This is a genomic window from Streptomyces sp. NPDC028331, assembly GCF_055565775.1.
On sequence record NZ_JBVHTR010000015.1, the window covers coordinates 131,659 to 148,422 of the forward strand.

At 71.7% G+C, this 16,764-nt stretch carries 14 protein-coding genes; 7 read left to right on the plus strand and 7 right to left on the minus strand.

All coding sequences use genetic code 11. The features are described from left to right. Positions 1 to 65: 65 nt before the first annotated feature. Positions 66 to 734, minus strand: a complete 669-nt coding sequence (locus ACZ4SW_RS22655; RefSeq protein WP_468247439.1) for an MmyB family transcriptional regulator — start codon at positions 732 to 734, stop codon at positions 66 to 68. Positions 735 to 956: 222 nt separating this feature from the next. Between ACZ4SW_RS22655 and ACZ4SW_RS22660 the strand changes: the two genes are divergently transcribed. The 5 genes from ACZ4SW_RS22660 to ACZ4SW_RS22680 all read left to right on the plus strand — a co-directional run bounded on the left by ACZ4SW_RS22660 (position 957) and on the right by ACZ4SW_RS22680 (position 5,246). Continuing rightward, a complete protein-coding gene (locus tag ACZ4SW_RS22660; RefSeq protein WP_468247443.1) occupies positions 957 to 1,613 on the plus strand; it encodes a helix-turn-helix domain-containing protein in 657 nt (218 codons plus the stop codon). A gap of 32 nt (positions 1,614 to 1,645) precedes the next feature. Beyond that, positions 1,646 to 2,176 carry a toxin-antitoxin system, toxin component gene (locus tag ACZ4SW_RS22665; RefSeq protein ID WP_468247773.1) on the plus strand — a complete coding sequence of 177 codons (531 nt, stop codon included), beginning with the start codon at positions 1,646 to 1,648 and terminating at the stop codon, positions 2,174 to 2,176. Positions 2,177 to 2,196: 20 nt separating this feature from the next. Continuing rightward, the gene (locus ACZ4SW_RS22670; RefSeq protein WP_468247449.1) at positions 2,197 to 3,405 is read left to right on the plus strand and encodes an MAB_1171c family putative transporter; all 1,209 of its coding nucleotides are present in this window, start codon (positions 2,197 to 2,199) and stop codon (positions 3,403 to 3,405) included. Then, entirely contained in the window at positions 3,389 to 4,843 is a 1,455-nt protein-coding gene (locus ACZ4SW_RS22675) for an FAD-dependent monooxygenase (protein WP_468247454.1), read from the plus strand. Before ACZ4SW_RS22670 ends, ACZ4SW_RS22675 begins: the two co-directional genes overlap by 17 nt. 178 nt (positions 4,844 to 5,021) lie before the next feature. Continuing rightward, positions 5,022 to 5,246 carry a hypothetical protein gene (locus ACZ4SW_RS22680; RefSeq protein WP_468247460.1) on the plus strand — a complete coding sequence of 75 codons (225 nt, stop codon included), beginning with the start codon at positions 5,022 to 5,024 and terminating at the stop codon, positions 5,244 to 5,246. Between the two features lie 40 nt (positions 5,247 to 5,286). On the opposite strand, the gene ACZ4SW_RS22685 is transcribed toward ACZ4SW_RS22680, so the two are convergent. Beyond that, positions 5,287 to 6,015 carry a 4'-phosphopantetheinyl transferase family protein gene (locus tag ACZ4SW_RS22685; protein WP_468247463.1) on the minus strand — a complete coding sequence of 243 codons (729 nt, stop codon included), beginning with the start codon at positions 6,013 to 6,015 and terminating at the stop codon, positions 5,287 to 5,289. Beyond that, positions 5,960 to 6,868, minus strand: a complete 909-nt coding sequence (locus tag ACZ4SW_RS22690; RefSeq protein ID WP_468247468.1) for a metallophosphoesterase family protein — start codon at positions 6,866 to 6,868, stop codon at positions 5,960 to 5,962. The genes ACZ4SW_RS22685 and ACZ4SW_RS22690 overlap by 56 nt, the downstream gene beginning before the upstream one ends. Positions 6,869 to 7,200: 332 nt before the next feature. On the opposite strand from ACZ4SW_RS22690, the gene ACZ4SW_RS22695 reads away from it, so the two are divergent. Together ACZ4SW_RS22695 and ACZ4SW_RS22700 are read left to right on the plus strand one after the other, a co-directional pair. Next, a complete protein-coding gene (locus tag ACZ4SW_RS22695) occupies positions 7,201 to 8,322 on the plus strand; it encodes an ATP-grasp domain-containing protein (RefSeq protein ID WP_468247473.1) in 1,122 nt (373 codons plus the stop codon). A gap of 208 nt (positions 8,323 to 8,530) precedes the next feature. Continuing rightward, complete coding sequence (locus ACZ4SW_RS22700; RefSeq protein WP_468247478.1) at positions 8,531 to 10,219, plus strand: carbohydrate binding domain-containing protein; 1,689 nt, start codon at positions 8,531 to 8,533, stop codon at positions 10,217 to 10,219. 48 nt (positions 10,220 to 10,267) lie between these two features. Here the strand turns inward: ACZ4SW_RS22700 and ACZ4SW_RS22705 are convergent, their stop codons facing one another. From ACZ4SW_RS22705 to ACZ4SW_RS22720, 4 genes are read right to left on the minus strand one after another with little or no spacing between them, the layout of a single operon-like run. Further along, positions 10,268 to 11,518 carry an alpha-L-fucosidase gene (locus ACZ4SW_RS22705; RefSeq protein WP_468247482.1) on the minus strand — a complete coding sequence of 417 codons (1,251 nt, stop codon included), beginning with the start codon at positions 11,516 to 11,518 and terminating at the stop codon, positions 10,268 to 10,270. Positions 11,519 to 11,521: 3 nt separating this feature from the next. Further along, positions 11,522 to 14,566, minus strand: a complete 3,045-nt coding sequence (locus tag ACZ4SW_RS22710) for an alpha-mannosidase (RefSeq protein ID WP_468247486.1) — start codon at positions 14,564 to 14,566, stop codon at positions 11,522 to 11,524. 57 nt (positions 14,567 to 14,623) lie between these two features. Further along, on the minus strand, positions 14,624 to 15,961 hold the full coding sequence (locus tag ACZ4SW_RS22715; protein WP_468247489.1) for a 6-phospho-beta-glucosidase: 1,338 nt from the start codon (positions 15,959 to 15,961) through the stop codon (positions 14,624 to 14,626). Next, positions 15,958 to 16,743, minus strand: a complete 786-nt coding sequence (locus ACZ4SW_RS22720) for a DeoR/GlpR family DNA-binding transcription regulator (protein WP_468247493.1) — start codon at positions 16,741 to 16,743, stop codon at positions 15,958 to 15,960. Before ACZ4SW_RS22720 ends, ACZ4SW_RS22715 begins: the two co-directional genes overlap by 4 nt. Positions 16,744 to 16,764: the final 21 nt, after the last annotated feature.

A 16,764-nucleotide genomic window follows, 5' to 3' on the forward strand; every position in this document is an offset into this window, starting at 1 on the left:
GAAGGACGTGCCCCGGCGCCGTCGGCGACCTGAACACCGACGGAGCCGGGGGTTCCGCAGGAGCCTTACGCCGGCGGCTCGGGCACCACGCTGAGGTGGCTCGCCGTGCGCCGGGCGCGGCGCGGGCGGCGGGGGGCGGGCGCCGGACGGCGGGCCTCGCGCAGCACCAGGGTCAGCCGGGAGTACCCCATCTGCTGGAGGGTCTTGGGCGTCTCGCCCACCACCCGGCAGTCGGTGCCCCAGCGCGGGTCGGGGTGCAGCAGCGGCCGTACGGCCCCGTCGTGCTCCACGGCGTGCGGTCCGGCCGCGCGGATCCAGTGCGGCAGGCCGTGCCGGTAGGCGGCCTCCATGATCGGGTCCTGGGCGATGTCCCGGCGGATGGACTGCAGCCCGTGGTCGTGTCCGTGCCGCTCCACGGCCGCGGCGAAGTGGGCGAGCATCGGCAGGCACCAGCTCGACTCGTGCTCGCCGAGGATCGTGCCCGCGTCCGGGTGGAACAGCACGAACCGCAGGAAGTTGTCGCACGGCATGGCCGTCGGATGCGGCGCCACCGAGCTGAACAGCGTCCTGAACGCGCTGTTGGCGAGCACCACGTCCCAGCGGTGGTCGAAGACGACGGACGGGAAGGGGACGGCATCGAGGAGCGTGGCATAGTCCTGCAGATACGCCCGTGCTTCCGGACTCTCGGGGAGGGGCCGCGGCTGCGACCGCTGCCCTCCTGCCTGAAACGCCATCGGGAGGTCACCCCTCTTGCCCTTGCGGCCTTCACGCGGCGCCTTGATCCTGCGGCTCCGCGTCCGGGCGTGTCAACTATCGTGGCATTTGGCGTCTGTTGACGGCTGAATCTCGCCACAGTTGTGGCGAGACCTGGATGTCGGTTCGAGGGAGCGGCTAGTCTCCGGTTGGTTCCGGGCAAGCGAGAACAACGACCTGAGCGAGACGTAGGAGACCTGTCGGTGACGGATGGCTTCGAGGTGCCGGAAGTCGCGGCGCCGGGTCTGCTGCCGGCCGTCGTGGCCCGTGTCGCCGCCCTCGCCGACCGGCTGGGCGTCCCGCACGAGCGGATCTTCGACGTCGCGCGGCTGTCGGTCGAGTCCGGCGTCCCGGAGCCGGTGGTGAAGGCCCTGCTGGGCGGAGAGCCCGCCGGGGAGCCGGATCTGCAGGCGCGTTTCCTGCAACGACTGGACCTGCTGCGCCGCACCCGGCTGAAACCCAACGGGCGCAAGTACACCCAGCAGGAGATCGCCGACGGCGCGGGCATGTCGCGCCAGCAGGCGGGTGCCCTCATCAATGGCGACCGGCGCCCCACCATGGAGCACTGCGACGCCATTCAGCGCTTCTTCGGAGTGCATGCCGGGTTCCTCACGGCCGAGGACCCGGAGGCGCTCGCGCACGCCCTCCAGCGCTCCGAGCAGGAGCTCCTCCAGCAGCTCGCCGACCGCGAGCGCGCGGCGGCCGAGGCAGCCGACGATCCGCTGGAGCGGCTGTTGCAGGACCACGGCGTCCGCGGCATCGCCTGGCGGGCGGCCCAGCTGCCCACCGACCAGCACCGCGACAAGGTCGCCGAGTGGCTGGACATGCTCCTGGAGAGCGTCAAGCGGCCCGAGTCCTGATCCGGGGGAGAACCGTGGGCATCGGAAGGGAAATGCGCCGCCTGTGCGGCGACTTGGTGGCGGAGCTGTCGCTCCCGGCGCCGGCGGAACCCGCCGACCTGTACGCCGCGCTGTGCGACGGCATGAGCAGACGCCGCGGCCGTCCCGTCCGGTTCCGCACGGCCGCGTTCCCGCCCGGTACGGCGAGCGGGCTCTGGCTCGACATGGCCGACCAGGACCTGGTGGTCATCGAGGAACGCACGGCCCCCGACCACCAGTTGGTGATCCTCGGCCACGAGCTGTGGCACATGAACGCCGGGCACCACGGCCACCATGTGGAGGGGGCCGCGGTCGCGGCGCGTCTGCTCAGCGACACCGCGGATCTGCAGGCGACCGTCCACAGAGTCGCCGCCCGTACGCACTTCGACCTCGCCGACGAGAAGGAGGCCGAGAGCTTCGGGCTGCTGCTGGCGAGCAAGTGCCGTACCTGGCTGGTCGGTTCCTCGCTGCGCGGGCCCGTCCAGCGGGACGGCCTGGCGGGGCGGATCGAGGCCTCGCTGGGTTATCGCGGGCCGCGGGGCTGAGGGGCGCGGGCGCCGATTCCATGGACGGTTCGAGCTACTACATACCGGCCGCCGCGATGGGCGTGGCGCTCACCTTCAAGGCGCCCGCCCTGGCCCGTTCATGGCGTGACCCGCTGCTCAGGTCGGTGTGCGCGCTGCTGGCGCTGGCCGGTCTGGTGTTCTTCTTCGCCGCGCCCCCGACCATCGCGAAGGTCAACGACCTCACGGGCATCACCAATGTCTCGGCGCCGCTGGTCTACTGCCTGCTGAGTGCGTTCAGCGCGTCCTGTCTGGTTCTCGTCGTCAACTGGCGCGGCGGCCGCCCCGAGCAGACCCGGCGCACCACCCGGCGGATCATCACCGGGTACGGGGTGGTGATCGTGGCGCTGATGACGCTGTTCGCGCTCGGTGACGCTCCGGTGGAACGGCTGGTCGACTTCGACACGTACTACGCCCGCACCCCGTACACGCGCGAGATGATCGTGCTGTACCTGCTGGCGCTCACCGTGGCGGGCGTCGCGATGAACTTCATGTGCGGGCGCTGGGCCCTGCAGGTGCGCGGCTGGCTGCGCGTCGGCCTGCTCGTCATCGTGACCGGCTACCTGTTCAACCTGGCCTACCTGGCGACCAAGTTCACCGCCGTCGTCGCCCGCTGGTACGGCCACGACCTGGACTACCTCAGCAGCGACGCGGCACCGGTGCTGGCCTCGGCGGGGGCGCAGATCAGCGCGGTCGGCTTCTGTCTCCCGCTGGCCTGCCAGCGCGTCGGGGACAGCTGGAACACCTGGGCGACCTATCGCCGGCTCGGGCCGCTGTGGCGCGAGCTGCGACCGGTGTCCGCGCACGCGGACCGCGCGGTGCGCATCTCCTGGTGGTCGCCGGTCGAACTCCAGGTCACCCAGCGGGAGTCCGACATCCACGACGGCATGCTGGGCCTGTACCCCTACTTCGACTCCGTGGTGCGCTCCCGCGCCTACGACGCCGCCCTGGCGGCGGGCTCCGACCCCGTCCAGGCGCAGGCCGAGGCCGACGCGGCGATGGTGGCGGCGGCCGTGCGGGCCAGGGCCGCCGATCCGGAGGGCAGGGTGATCAGCTCGGTGGGGGCCGGCAGCGCCTCCGCCGCGTCCCCCGAGGTGCCCCGCGACCTCGTGCGGATGTCGACCGCCCTGCGTCAGTCACCCGTCGTCGCGGCCGTCCGGGAACCGGCCGGGACCAGCCCAGGAAGCGACTTCCATGAGCGAACCCGCTAACACCCCCTCGGGCGCGAGACCGCGCCGCGCCGTCGTGATCGGCGGCGGCATGGCCGGCATGCTGGCCGCCGCGGCCCTGCGCGCGTACGCCGACGTCACCGTCGTCGAGCGGGATGTGCTGCCCGAGGGCCCCGAACCGCGCAAGGGGCTCCCGCAGGCCCGGCACGTCCATGTGATCTGGTCCGGGGGCGCCCGTGCCATGGAGAAGCTGCTGCCGGGGGTGACCGAGGCGTGGCTCGCGGCGGGCGCCCGGCGCGTTCCGCTGCCGACGGGGCTGGTGTCGTTGCAGCCGCGGGGCTGGTTCCGGCGCTGGCCGGAGATGCAGTTCATGATCGCGTGCAGCCGTGATCTGCTCGACTGGGTGGTGCGCGAGCGGGTCACCCGAAGCGAGCGGGTGACCGTACTGCAGCGGACCGAACTGCTGTCCCTGGACGGCGACGCGTCCCGCGTGACGGGCGTGCGGGTGCGGACGGCCGACGGCCGGGAGCGGGTGCTGGCGGCCGACCTGGTCGTGGACGCCGCGGGACGCGGCTCGCGGGCGGCGGCCTGGCTGGAGGCGCTGGGCGTGCCCGCGGCGCCGCTGGAGGAGGTGGACTCGGGGCTCGTCTACTCCAGCCGGATCTTCCGGGCGCCCCCGGGCACGGAGGAGTTCCCGCTGGTCAACGTTCAGTCGGACGCCACGGTTCCGGTGCCCGGGCGGACCACGACCATCGAGCCGGTCGAGGGCGGGCGGTGGCTGGTCACGCTGTCGGGCACGCGCGGCGGTGAACCGCCCTCCAGCGCCGACGAGTTCGAGACGTTCGCCCGCGAGAGCGTGCGGCATCCGGTGGTGGGCGAGCTGATCGCGCACGCGGAGCCGCTGACGGACCCGGTCGTCACCCGCAGCACGGTCAACCGCCGGAGGTTCTACGAGAAGGTCGACGGCTGGCCCGAGGGGTTCGTGGTGATCGGCGACTCGGTGGCCACGTACAACCCGGTCTACGGGCACGGGCTCTCGGTCGCCGCGCAGGGTGCCGTGGCGCTGGGCGAGCTGGTGGCACGGCACGGGCCGGCCGCGCCGGGACTCGCCCGGCGGGCGCAGCGGGCGGTGGCCCGTCCGGTGGCGACGGCATGGGAGTTCGCGACCAGCACGGACATCCACTATCCGGGCGCGATCGGCAAGGCACCGAGCCTGGCCAACCGCGTCCTCGGCGCGTACGTCAACCGGCTGATGCTCACCGCGACCGGCCGTCCGCTCGTCGCGAAGGCGTTCTTCGACGTGGTCACCCTCTCCAAGCCCATGAGCGAACTGGTCAGACCGGCGGTGTTGATCGCCGTCCTGCGCGGCCCGCGCCGCCCGCTGCTGACGGCCCCGCCGCTGACTGCGGCCGAGTGGGAGTCGGTCACCGGCTCCGCGCAGGGCCCGCAGGCCCCCGAAGCCCGGGAGAGCGCGGCGTAGCTCTCCGCCAAGCAGGCGAACCCGCTGGAAGGCGAACGGGATTGTCAGTGGCGGGCGGCAAGCTGGGAGGTGCGCCGACCGGTGCGCGCGGCGGCCGTCCGCGCACCGCCGGCGCGTGCCGTGCAGGAACCGCCGTGCGACGCCCCGTCGTACGGCCGAAACCGGGGAGAGCCGACCGATGCCGACCGCCGTCCTGACCGACCGCCAGCGCGCCGCCGTGCAGGCGTATCTGCGCCTTCTGCACACCGTACGAGCCGCCTTCGACGGCCCGCCGGACGCGCACCGACCACCCGTGGTCCCGACCGCCGCGCTGGCCGAGGCGGACCTGGCCCTGGCGGAGGCGGGGCTCTCGGGCACCGAGGAGGAGTTCTTCCGCCTGCTCGGCGACTGGTGCCCTCGTTGACCCGGTGGGCGACCGGGAACTCGACGCCTCGGCGGACGACTCACACGTGGTGCACGACGACGGCCGTCGCGAGCAGGCCCCCGCGCACGGTCCAGCGGCCGTCGAAGGCCTCGAGGCGACGGCCGTCGACCACCGGACCGGGCACCAGGAGCCGGGCCCGGAAGACTCCGGAGGCGTCCGCGGCGGCCGAAGGGCCCGATGAGGCCGACGAGTCGCGGGCCTCGACGGCGACGCCCGGGTCGATCTCCACGTCGGCCTCGAGGAAGTCGAGCCACGTGCCGGTCAGGGGGAACCACGCCTTGTAGACCGACTCCTTGGCGCTGAACAGCAGGCGGTCCCAGTGGACGGAGGGACGGCTGTGGGCCAGGCCCCGCAGCCGGGTCCGCTCGGTGGGCAGGGCCACCGCGTCCAGTACGCCCTCCGGCAGCCGGTCGTGGGGTTCGGCGTCGATGCCGAGCGAGGCGAGTTCGCCGGCGTGGACCAGTGCGGCGGCACAGTAGCCGTCGCAGTGCGTCATGCTGCCGATCAGCCCGTCCGGCCAGCGCGGGGCACCGCGCTCGCCGGGCAGGACCGGCTGCGCCGGCACGCCGAGCTTCTCCATGGCACGCCGTGCGCAGGCCCGTACGGCGGTGAACTCCCGGCGCCGTTTGTCCACCGCCCGCGCTATGACCGCTTCTTCCTCGGGGTAGAGGGCGACGCCGTCGCCGAGTGCGTCACTGCCGTAGGCCTCCACGGCCGCGACCGGCCCCGGAAGCAGCTCCTCGATCACCTGCTCGGTCCTCCATCGGCAGAATGCGGCGCAGCTCCCCGGGCGGCTGCGGGCGCGGACCCCATTCGCGGGGATAGCCCAGGGACACCTCTTCGAAGCGGACGCCCTCGTGGTGGGTGGTCCGCGGGATGTGCAGATGACCGTAGACCATGCACGCCACCGGGAAGCGGCGGTGCCAGTCGGCGGTCAGGCGGGTACCGCACCACATGGCGAACTCGGGGTAGCGCAGGATGTCCGTGGGATGCCGGTCCAGTGGGTAGTGGTTCGCCAGCACCAGGGGGAGGTCGCCGGGGATCTCCGCCAGCCTGCGCTCGGTTTCGGCAACCCGGGCCCGGCACCACGCCTCGCGGCTGGGATAGGGGTCGGGGTGCAGCAGGTACTCGTCCGTGCACACGATCCCGGTGCCGTGCGCGTAGGCGAGCCCCTGCTCCTTGGTGGTGCATCCCTGCGGCAGGAACGAGTAGTCGTAGAGGAGGAACAGCGGGGCGACGACCGCCGGACCGCCCGGCCCCTCCCAGACCGGGTAGGGATCCTCGGGTGTCGTGACGCCCAGCTCCCGGCACACGGCGACCAGGTGTTCGTACCGCTCGACGCCGCGCAGGGTGACCGTGTCCTTCTGATGGGTCCACAGCTCGTGGTTGCCGGGTGTCCAGATCACCCGGCGGAAGCGTCCGGCGAGCAGTCCCAGGGCCCAGCGGATGTCGGCGACGGTCTCGGCCACGTCACCCGCGACCAGCAGCCAGTCCTCGTCCGAGGTGGGCCGCATGCGCTCGACGAGCGCGCGGTTCTCGGCGTACCCGACGTGCAGGTCGCTGATGGCGAGCAGGCGTCCACGGCCGTCCGTCGACTCCACTGACGCCCCTTTCGAGAACCGAACGCGCTCCACGAGACCACATCCGGTCGCGGACGGACAAGAGCGACCCGCGACAGGCGCCCGATCGTGGCCGGAAACAGCCCCGCCGGGGACTCGGCAGCTCCGGAAAACATCCCTTGCCGCCCGAACGGGAACCGGAGGAAATCCGTAACACGCGCGTAGCGGTGGTGGCGCCCGGAAGGGCCTATGATCGCCCCAGCACATCCGTCGCGGACGCCGCAGAAGCGTACGGCGGTTCGGTGCACCTCCCTCTTCCCTGGCCGGGCACGGCCTGCTTCGCCCTGCCCGCACGACCGTGAAAGGCGGCCTGCATGGTCTCTCGCGTACGCGTCTGGCTCAACCGCACGTACGCGGAGAACGTGTTCTTCATGGATCAGCTGCGGAGAAATCCCAGCGACCGGGCCGTGGAGATCCATGCCACGCACGGCGACCCCGACTCCCCCGTCCTGGCCGCCGCGGACACCGCCGAACTGGAGCCGGAGGGCCTGTCCCCGGCCGCGTACGTCGAGTACGCCCTCGACCAGTGCGCACGGCGGGGCATCGATGTCTTCGTGCCCCGTCTGCACCAGGAGGCGATCGTCGCGCACCGCGCCGAGTTCGAAGCGGCCGGTACGGCGCTGCTGGCGCCCTCGGCCGAGGCGGTCGCGGTCTTCCAGGACAAGGCGACGGCGTACCGGGCCGTGGAGTCGATCGGGGTGCCGGTGCCGCCGTGGTGGCGGGTGACCGACGAGCACGAACTCCTCGCAGCCGTGGAGCAGTTGGAGGCCGCCGGGCACAAGCCGTGCTTCAAGCCGGCGGCGGGCGCGGGCGGGGTCGGGTTCCGCGTCATCACGCGCGCCCCCTTCTCGCTCGCCCAGCTCAGCGGCTTCCCGGGCCCGTACGTGCCGCTGGACCTGGTCGTGCGGGCGGTGCGGGAGGCCGAGGAGCCGGTGGACTGGCTGGTGATGCCGCGCCTGGAGGAACCTGAAGTGTCGGTCGACTGCCTGACCGGACGGGACAACCGCGTCCGCATGGCGGTGGGCCGCACGAAGAACGGCCGTCGGCGCGGGTTCACGCTGCACGAGCAGTGGCTGGAGCCGGCGCGGCGCCTCGCGGAGGGGTTCGGGCTGCACTTCCTGTCCAACATCCAGTTCCGCATGTTCGGCGACGGGCCGGTGCTGCTGGACGTCAACACCCGCGCCGCGGGCGGGCTGCACCAGCTCTCGCTGTGCGGGATCAACGCCCCTTGGGCGGCGGTGCAGTTGGCGCTCGGAGAGGACCCCGGGGAGGTCGTTCCGCCGTTTCTGGGCACGGACTACTCCGTGGTGGCCGGACCGCGTCCGCTGCGTGCGGTTCCGCTGCCGCCCCAGCGGACGGAGGAGCGGGCCCCGGTGTTGCCCGCGGTACCGGTCGGCTCCGTCGGCGTCGGGGCGGCGGAGGCCCTGCCCCTGTAGTGCCGCGACCGGCACCGTCCGCACGTCACGGAGGGGCGTCCGACGCGCCCTGCGGAGCGCGGGGCTGACGACACCCCCTCAGGTATGGACCAATCCGCCCTGAACCCTTGACACCAGGATTGGTCCATACCAACTTTGTTGCGCACCCTTCTGCACTCCCCTGTACTCCCCCTGCACTCCAGGACCCCCACTCCTTCAGGGAGATCGCGTGCGCACAGTTCTCAGACGTTCCAGGCGTGCCTTCTTCGCCCTCATAGGCTCCGCCGCCCTCGCCCTGGCCGGGGCGGTCGCCCTGCCCGGAACCGCCCAGGCGGCCAACATCCTGTCCAACCCGGGCTTCGAGTCCGGCTCCCTCTCCCCCTGGACCTGTACCGGCAATCTCGGCTCGGTCGTCTCCAGCCCCGTCCACGGCGGCTCCAAGGCACTTGCGGGCGCGGCGAGTTCGAGTGACGACGCCCAGTGCAGCCAGACGGTCTCGGTGCAGCCGAACACCACATACACCCTGAGCGGCTGGGTCCGCGGCTCCTACGTCTACCTCGGGGTCGACGGCGGCGCCTCGACCTGGACCACGTCTCCGTCGGCGTACAGCCAACTCTCCGTCGGCTTCACCACGGGCGCCGGGCAGACCAGTGCCACCGTCTACGTCCACGGCTGGTACGCGCAGGGCACCTACTACGCCGACGACATCAGCCTGGACGGACCGGGCGGCGGCGGTGGCGGAGGCGACACCCAGGCGCCGAGCGCGCCGACCGGACTGACCTCCACGGGCAAGACGTCCTCGAGCGTGTCGCTGAAGTGGAACGCCGCCGGCGACAACGTGGGCGTGACGGCGTACGACGTCTACAGCGGCTCCAACAAGGTGCTCAGCGTCTCCGGTACGACGGCGACCGTGAGCGGTCTCTCGTCCAGCACGTCGTACACGTTCACCGTCAAGGCACGGGACGCCGCCGGGAACGTCTCCGCAGCCTCCAACGCCGTGACCGTGACGACGGACGCCGGCAGCGGCGGCGGCACCGGCTTCAAGCAGGCCGCGCCGTATCTGTACGAGGGCTGGGGCGACCCGCCGAGCCCGAGCACGGTGATGAGCGCCACCGGGATCAAGTGGTTCACGATGGCGTTCGTGCTGGACTCCGGTGGCTGCACGCCCGCCTGGGACGGCAGCCGGCCGCTGACCGGGGGCGCCGACCAGAGCGCCATCAACGCCATCCGTTCCGCGGGCGGTGACATCGTCCCGTCGTTCGGCGGCTGGCAGGGCAGCAAGCTCGGCGCCAACTGCTCCTCCGCGAGCGCGCTCGCCGGGGCCCTGCAGAAGGTGATCGACGCCTACGGCCTGAAGGCGATCGACATGGACATCGAGAACTCGGACGAGTTCGAGAACGAGGCCGTCCAGGCGAAGATCCTGACCGCGCTGAAGACCGTGAAGGCGAACAACCCCGGTCTGAAGACGATCGTCACCTTCGGTACCTCGACGACCGGCCCCACCTACTACGGCAACCGGCTCATCGAGCAGGCGCAGTCGCTGAACGCCAACATCGACGTCTTCACCATCATGCCGTTCGACTTCGGCGGCGGCTCGGACATGTACGGGAACACCGTGAACGCGGCCGAGGGCCTGAAGGCCAAGCTGAAGTCGACGTTCGGCTGGGACGACGCGACCGCGTACTCCCACATCGGCATCTCCGGCATGAACGGCCTGTCCGACCAGCAGGAGAACACCACCCCGGCGATCTGGACCCAGATCCGCGACTGGGCGAACTCCCACCACATCGCCCGGCTCGCCTTCTGGGCGGTCAACCGTGACCGGCCGTGCGCGGGCGGCGGCGTGGTGAGCAACTGCTCCGGCATCAGCCAGAACAACTGGCAGTTCACGTCCATCACGGCCGGGTTCACCGGCTGAGCCCACCGACCGGCGGCCGGTCCCACGAGGGCCGGCCGCCTCGGCACGTCAGAAGCGGCCCGAGCCCCGGTACAGCTCCAGCTCGCCGTCCAACTCGACCGCGAGGACCGTGGCGTACGGATCCAGGTCGGCCTCGGACAGAGGGTCGATCCACAGCACGCCGACCGCCTCGTGCAGCCCGCCGACGACCCGGTGGCCGAGTTCGGTGCCGGTGCCGAGCACGGTGACCCTGCGGACCGCCGTGGCCAGGCCCCGGACGCCGATCTCGGCGCGCGGGATGTCGAACAGGGTCAGATAGAGGGTGCGGCGGTCGGCGGAGAGGGTGCTGGGGCCGTAGTGGTGCCCGGCCGGAAGGCCGCGCACCGTCCCGTACACCGCCTCCGCATGCCGGCGGATCCACTCCCCCAGGCCTTCCAGACGCTCCACCTGGGGCTGCGGGATGGTGCCGTCCTCCATGGGGCCGACGTCGAGCAGCAGGTTGCCGCCTCCGCCGATGGTCTCCGTGAAGTAGCGGACGAGCTGGGACAGTGACTTGTGGTTGTGGTCGTGGTGCTGGTAACCCCACGAGTCGTTGATGGTCAGGCACAGCTCCCAGGGGCCCTCGGGCGGGACGATGGGGGCGCCCTGTTCCGGGGTCGCGTAGTCGCCCTCGCTGAGCATGCGGGCGTTGAAGACGACGTCGGGCACGTGACTGCGGATGAGCGCGGCGAGTTCGGGGATGCGCCACTGTTCCTCGCTGCGGTCCCACTCGCCGTCGAACCACATCAGGTCGGGACGGTAGCGGGATACCAGCTCCGTGATCTGGCCGTCCCGGTAGGCGATGAACCGCTCCCAGGCCTCAAGGTCCTCGTCCTCGGCCGCCACCTCCGAGTAGCGGTTGTCCTCCAGCTCCGGCGGGCGGCCCGGCTTGCGCGTGGACGCGTAGTCGGGGTGGTTCCAGTCGGAGTGGGAGTAGTAGAGGCCGACCTTGAGGCCCTTCTCGCGCAGGGCCTCGGCGTAGGGGCCGATGTAGTCCTTGCCGAGGTTCAGGTCGCCGTATCGCGTGTCCCACAGGGCCACGCCGTCATGGTGACGGCTCGTCAGGACCGCGTACTTCGCGCCCGCCCGGGCGAACAGGTCCGCCCAGGCCCGGGGGTCGTACTTGGCGCCGGTGAAGCGCTCGAGCTGGGACATGTACTGCTCGTGCGGCACGATGTCGTCGTAGAACGACCAGGACTCCTGGACGCCGTCGACGGCGTAGATGCCCCAGTGGACGAAGATCCCCAACTTGGCGTCGGTGAACCAGGGTTGCATGGCCACGGGTCAGCCCCTCCGCAGGCGGAGCGTCAGGACCTGGAAGGGCCGCAGGGTGACGGGTACCCCGCCGTCGACGACGCCGGCGTCCTCGAGCGGCCGCTCCAGCAGGTCGGTCACCTGGGCGCCGGCGAGCGGGAAGCCCGTGCGCAGCACGCCCTCGGCGCGACCGCCCCGGGACTCGTAGAGCCGTACGACGACGTCACCGGACTCGTCGTCGGCGAGCTTCACCGCCTCCACGGTGACGCCCTCGCCGTCCACGGAGACGACCGGCTCCGGCGCGCCCGCCGCATCGGCCACCCGCAGCGGGAGGTTGAGGGAGTAGCCCTCGGCCACCGCGTCGTCGATCGTGGCGCCCGGGAGGAGGGAGTAGGTGAAGCGGTGGCGGCCCTGGTCGGCGCCCGGGTCCGGGATCCGCGGGGCGCGGACCAGGCTGAGGCGGACCGTGGTCGTCGTACCGCCGTCGTCCCTCACCGTGCGGGAGACGTCGTGGCCGTAGGTCGAGTCGTTGATGACCGCCACGCCGTAGCCGGGCTCGGCGATGTGCACCCAGCGGTGGCCGCAGACCTCGAAACGGGCCGCCTCCCAGCTCGTGTTGGTGTGCGTGGGCCGCTGGATGTGGCCGAACTGGATCTCCGCGGAGGAGTGCGGGGCGCGGATGTCGATCGGGAAGCCGGCCTTGAGGAACTTCTCGGCCTCGTGCCAGTCGATGTCCGTCTCGAAGTCGATCCGGGGGCTGCCCGCGCGGAGCGTGATCGTCTGGGTGATCTTCGAGCCCTTGCCGAAGCCGCGCTCCACACGGATCGAGCCGAGCAGCGGGTCCTGGTCGACGACCGTGACGGAGTCGGCGTCCATCAGGTCCGTGTAGCGGTTCTTGTAGTGCTTGTCGACGTCCCAGGCGTCCCAGTAGTTCGGGAGGTCGGTGTGCAGGCGGAGCAGGTTGCCCTTGTCGGCGAGGACTTCGCGGCCGCCGGCGCGCAGGTCGCGCACGGAGGCGAGCGTGCCGTCCTCGGCCACCTCGACCCGTACCAGGCCGTTGTCGAGCACGCGGCCGCTCACCGTGACGGGCTGCGGGGGTTCGGCGACCGCGACCGGCGCGCTGCCGCCCGCCGGCACCTCCACGTACGCCGGCGCTCCCGTGGCCGTGCGGATGACCTCGGCGCGGTCGAACGGACTGGTGTTGAAGACACGGGTGCCGCCCTCGCCCAGTGCGGCGACCGCCTCGGCCGTCAGCTCCTCCAGCTCCCGGGCGACACGGGCGTACTCGGCCTCGGCCTCCCGGTGCACCCAGGCGATCGAGGAGCCCGGCAGGATGTCGTGGAACTGGTGCAGCAGGACCGTCTTCCACAGCCGGTCGAGCTTCTCGTACGGGTAGGCGTAGCCCGGCGCGTGCAGTGCGGCCGTCGTCGCCCACAGCTCGGCCTCGCGCAGCAGGTGCTCGCTGCGCCGGTTGCCCTGCTTGGTGCGGGCCTGGGAGGTGTAGGTGGCCCGGTGCAGCTCCAGGTACAGCTCGCCGACCCACACCGGGGCGTCGGGGTACTCCGCGAGGGCCTTGGAGAAGAAGGTGTCGGGGTGCTCCACCTGGACCTTCGGGGAGCCCTCCAGGTCCCGCAGCCGCCGCGCCCGCTCCATGATCTCCCGGGTGGGGCCGCCACCGCCGTCGCCCCAGCCGAAGGGGGCCAGCGAACGCGTCGCGCCGCCCTTCTCCTGGTAGTTGCGCACCGCCCGGGCCATCTCCTCGCCGCTGAACCGGGCGTTGTAGGTGTCGACCGGCGGGAAGTGGGTGAAGATGCGGGTGCCGTCGATGCCCTCCCACCAGAAGGTGTGGTGGGGGAACCTGTTGGTCTGGTTCCAGGAGATCTTCTGGGTGAGGAACCACTCGTTGCCGGCCAGCTTGGCGAGCTGCGGGTAGGCCGCGGTGTAGCCGAAGGAGTCCGGCAGCCACACGCCCTTGGTCTCGACGCCGAAGTGCTCGATGAAGAACCGCTTGCCGTGGATGAGCTGGCGGGCCAGCGCCTCGCCGCCGGGCAGGTTGCCGTCGGCCTCGACCCACATGCCGCCGACCGGTGCCCACTGGCCCTTCTTCACCGACTCCTGGATACGGGCCCACACGTGCGGGTAGTTGTCGCGCACCCACTCGTACTGCTGGGCCTGGGAGCAGGCGAAGACGAACTCCTCGTACTCGTCGGCCAGCGAGGTGACGTTGGAGAAGGTGCGGGAGGTCTTGCGCTTGGTCTCGCGGATCGGCCACAGCCAGGCCGAGTCGATGTGCGCGTGGCCGACGCCGGAGATGATGTGCGCGCTGGCGTGCGCGGGCTTGGCGAGCACCGGCTTCAGCGCCTCGCGCACGGAGGCGGCCGAGCCGGAGACGTCGTCCAGATCGAGCAGGTCCATCGCCCGGTCGAGCGCGTGCATGATCTCGTGCCGGCGCGGGTCGTGCTCGCCGAGCTCCAGCATCAGCTCGCGCAGCACCTGGACGTCGAGATCGAGGTGCCAGACGTCCTCGTCGAGGACGGCGATGTCGGCGCGGCGGAAGGTGTAGAGGGGCTTGTCGCCTGCCGTGAGGACGTCACCGAGCGGGGTGGGGGCGGCGAAGTCGTTCGCGAGGATGTCCGGGTTGGAGGCGGCCTCGACGAGGTAGTCGATCTCCTCGCCGCCGACGGCCGGGTGGGCGATGGGGACGTACTGGTTGAGCGGGTTGACGGCCTTCAGGGGCCGCCCGTCGGTCAGGTGCACCAGGGCCTCCGCCTGGTTGCCGGGCCAGTCGCCCACGAAGCCGAGGTCGATGACGGCCTCGACGCGCTTCCCGGCCCACTCGGCGGGCACCCGCCCGCGCATCCGGAACCAGGTGGTGCCCCACGGCGGCCCCCACGGGGTGCCCATCGCGAAGGGCGTGTAGGGCGCGGCGGCGGCCTCGGCGAACGGGACCGGCTCCCCCGGGGCCTGCCAGGCCTCCACCTCGAAGGGAACCGTGGCGGCGTAGATCGCGGTCTTGATGCGCTGGTCGTGGAGGCGCTGGACGCGCTCCTCGATCCGGCGGCGTTCGTCGTGCATGAGGTGTCTCCAGGGTGAGCGGGAGGCGAGAGGGAGAAAGCGCTTACTGGAAGGTGTTCACCTAAGGTACGCCAGCCCAGGGTGGACCGCCGTGTAGCCCTCGACCAGCCTGCGCGCGACGTTCACGGAGTCGACCAGCGGATGCAGGGCGAACGCCTTGACGGCCGTCGCGCGGTCGCCGGTCTCGGCGGCGGCGAGCACCTCGCGCTCGACCGCCTTGACGGCGCAGACCAGGCCGGTGGCGTGGCCGGGCAGCGGGTCGACCGCGACCGGGTGCGCTCCGTTCGCGTCGACCAGGCACGGGACCTCGATCACGGCCTCGGCGTCGAGGACGGACAGGGTGGTGCGGTTGCGGACGTTGAGGATCAGGGTGGTGCGCTCGTCGCGTGCGATGGCCCGCATCAGGGCGAGGGCGACCTTCTCGTAGCCGCCGGACAGGTCGTCGGCCTCGCGCTCTCCGGCGCCCGCGCTCTCGCGGTTCTCGGCCATGTAGGTCGCCTCCCGCTCGGCGCGGGTGCGTTCCCAGACCTGAAGGGCCCCGGCGTCCGACTGCGTGACCTGCTCGTAGAAATGCGCCTGCTGGTCGCGGAGGAACGCGCCCCGGGTCTTCTCGGCGTGCTGGTAGGCGCGCACGGCCTCGCGGTTGAAGTAGTAGTAGTGCAGGTATTCGTTGGGGATCGCGCCGAGCGACTGCAGCCACTCCACCCCGAAGAGCTTGCCCTCCTCGAAGGAGCCGAGCAGGTCGGGGTCGGCGAGCAGACGCGGGAGTTCGTCCCGGCCGGCGACGCGCAGGCCGCGGACCCAGCCGAGGTGGTTCAGGCCGACGTAGTCGATCCATGCCTCCTTCGGGTTCGCGCCGAGCACCCGGGCGATCCGGCGGCCGAGGCCGACCGGCGAGTCGCAGATGCCGATGACGCGGTCGCCGAGATGGCGGGACATGGCCTCGGTGACCAGGCCCGCCGGATTGGTGAAGTTGATGACCCAGGCGTCGGGGGCGAGCCGGGCCACCCGCCGGGCGATGTCGACGGCCACCGGGACCGTGCGCAGACCGTAGGCGATGCCGCCGGCGCCGACCGTCTCCTGGCCGAGGACCCCCTCCGCGAGGGCCACGCGCTCGTCGTTCGCCCTGCCCTCGAGGCCGCCGACGCGGATCGCGGAGAAGACGAAGTCGGCGCCGCGCAGCGCCTCGTCCAGGTCGGTGGTGGCGATCACCTCCGGCGCGTCGGGCACCCCCGCGGCCTGATCGGCCAGGACGCGGGTCACGGCCGAGAGCCGGCCCGCGTCCAGGTCGTGCAGCACGACCCGGGTGACGCGGCCCTCGGCGCGGTCCGTCAGGAGCGCCCCGTACACGAGCGGCACACGGAACCCGCCGCCGCCCAGAATCGTCAGCTTCACGCTTGCACCTTTCCTGCCACGATCACCTCGACGCCCGCCTCGTCCAGCGAGGAGCGGGTCGCCGCGTTCACCGCCGCGTCCGTCACCACCACGTCCAGGTCCTCGGGACCGCAGACCTTCGCCATGCCCGTGCCCGGGAACTTCGCCGAGTCGGCGAGCAGCACGACCTTGTCGCTCGCCCTGATCATGGCTCGCTTGACCGGGACCTCGACGACCGTCGTGTCCATCACCTGACCGCCGGGCCGGACGCCGCTGGTGCCGAGGAAGAGCCAGTCCGCGTGGAGCTGGCGCAGGTTGTCCTCGGTGAGGAAGCCGACCAGCGAGCGGTACTCGCGGCGGACCATGCCGCCGAGCAGCACCAGCTCGATGCCCTCGTCGTCGGCGAGTTCCTCGTAGACGACGAGGTTGCTGGTGATCACGGTGAGCCGGCGGCCGTGGAGCCGGCGGGCCAGGCGGTAGGCGGTGGTGCCGATGTCGAGGAGCACCGACTGTCCGTCCGTGATCATCTCGGCGGCGTGCGCGGCTATCGCGTCCTTCTCGGCCACGCGCACCTCGGCCACCTCGGCGAAGGGCTGGTCGCCCTCCTCGACGACCGCGCCGCCGTGCACCCGCGTGAGCAGACCGTCCTCCTCCAGCTTGACGAGGTCGCGCCGGACGGTGGCCGGGCTCACACCGAGCTGCTCGGAGAGATCGGTCACTGACGCGGGCCCGCCGGAGCGCAGGACCCGCAGGATGAGTTGGTGTCGTCGTTCTGCCAGCACGCGGTGAACACTACTCGTCATCTTCAATCATTTCTATGCTCA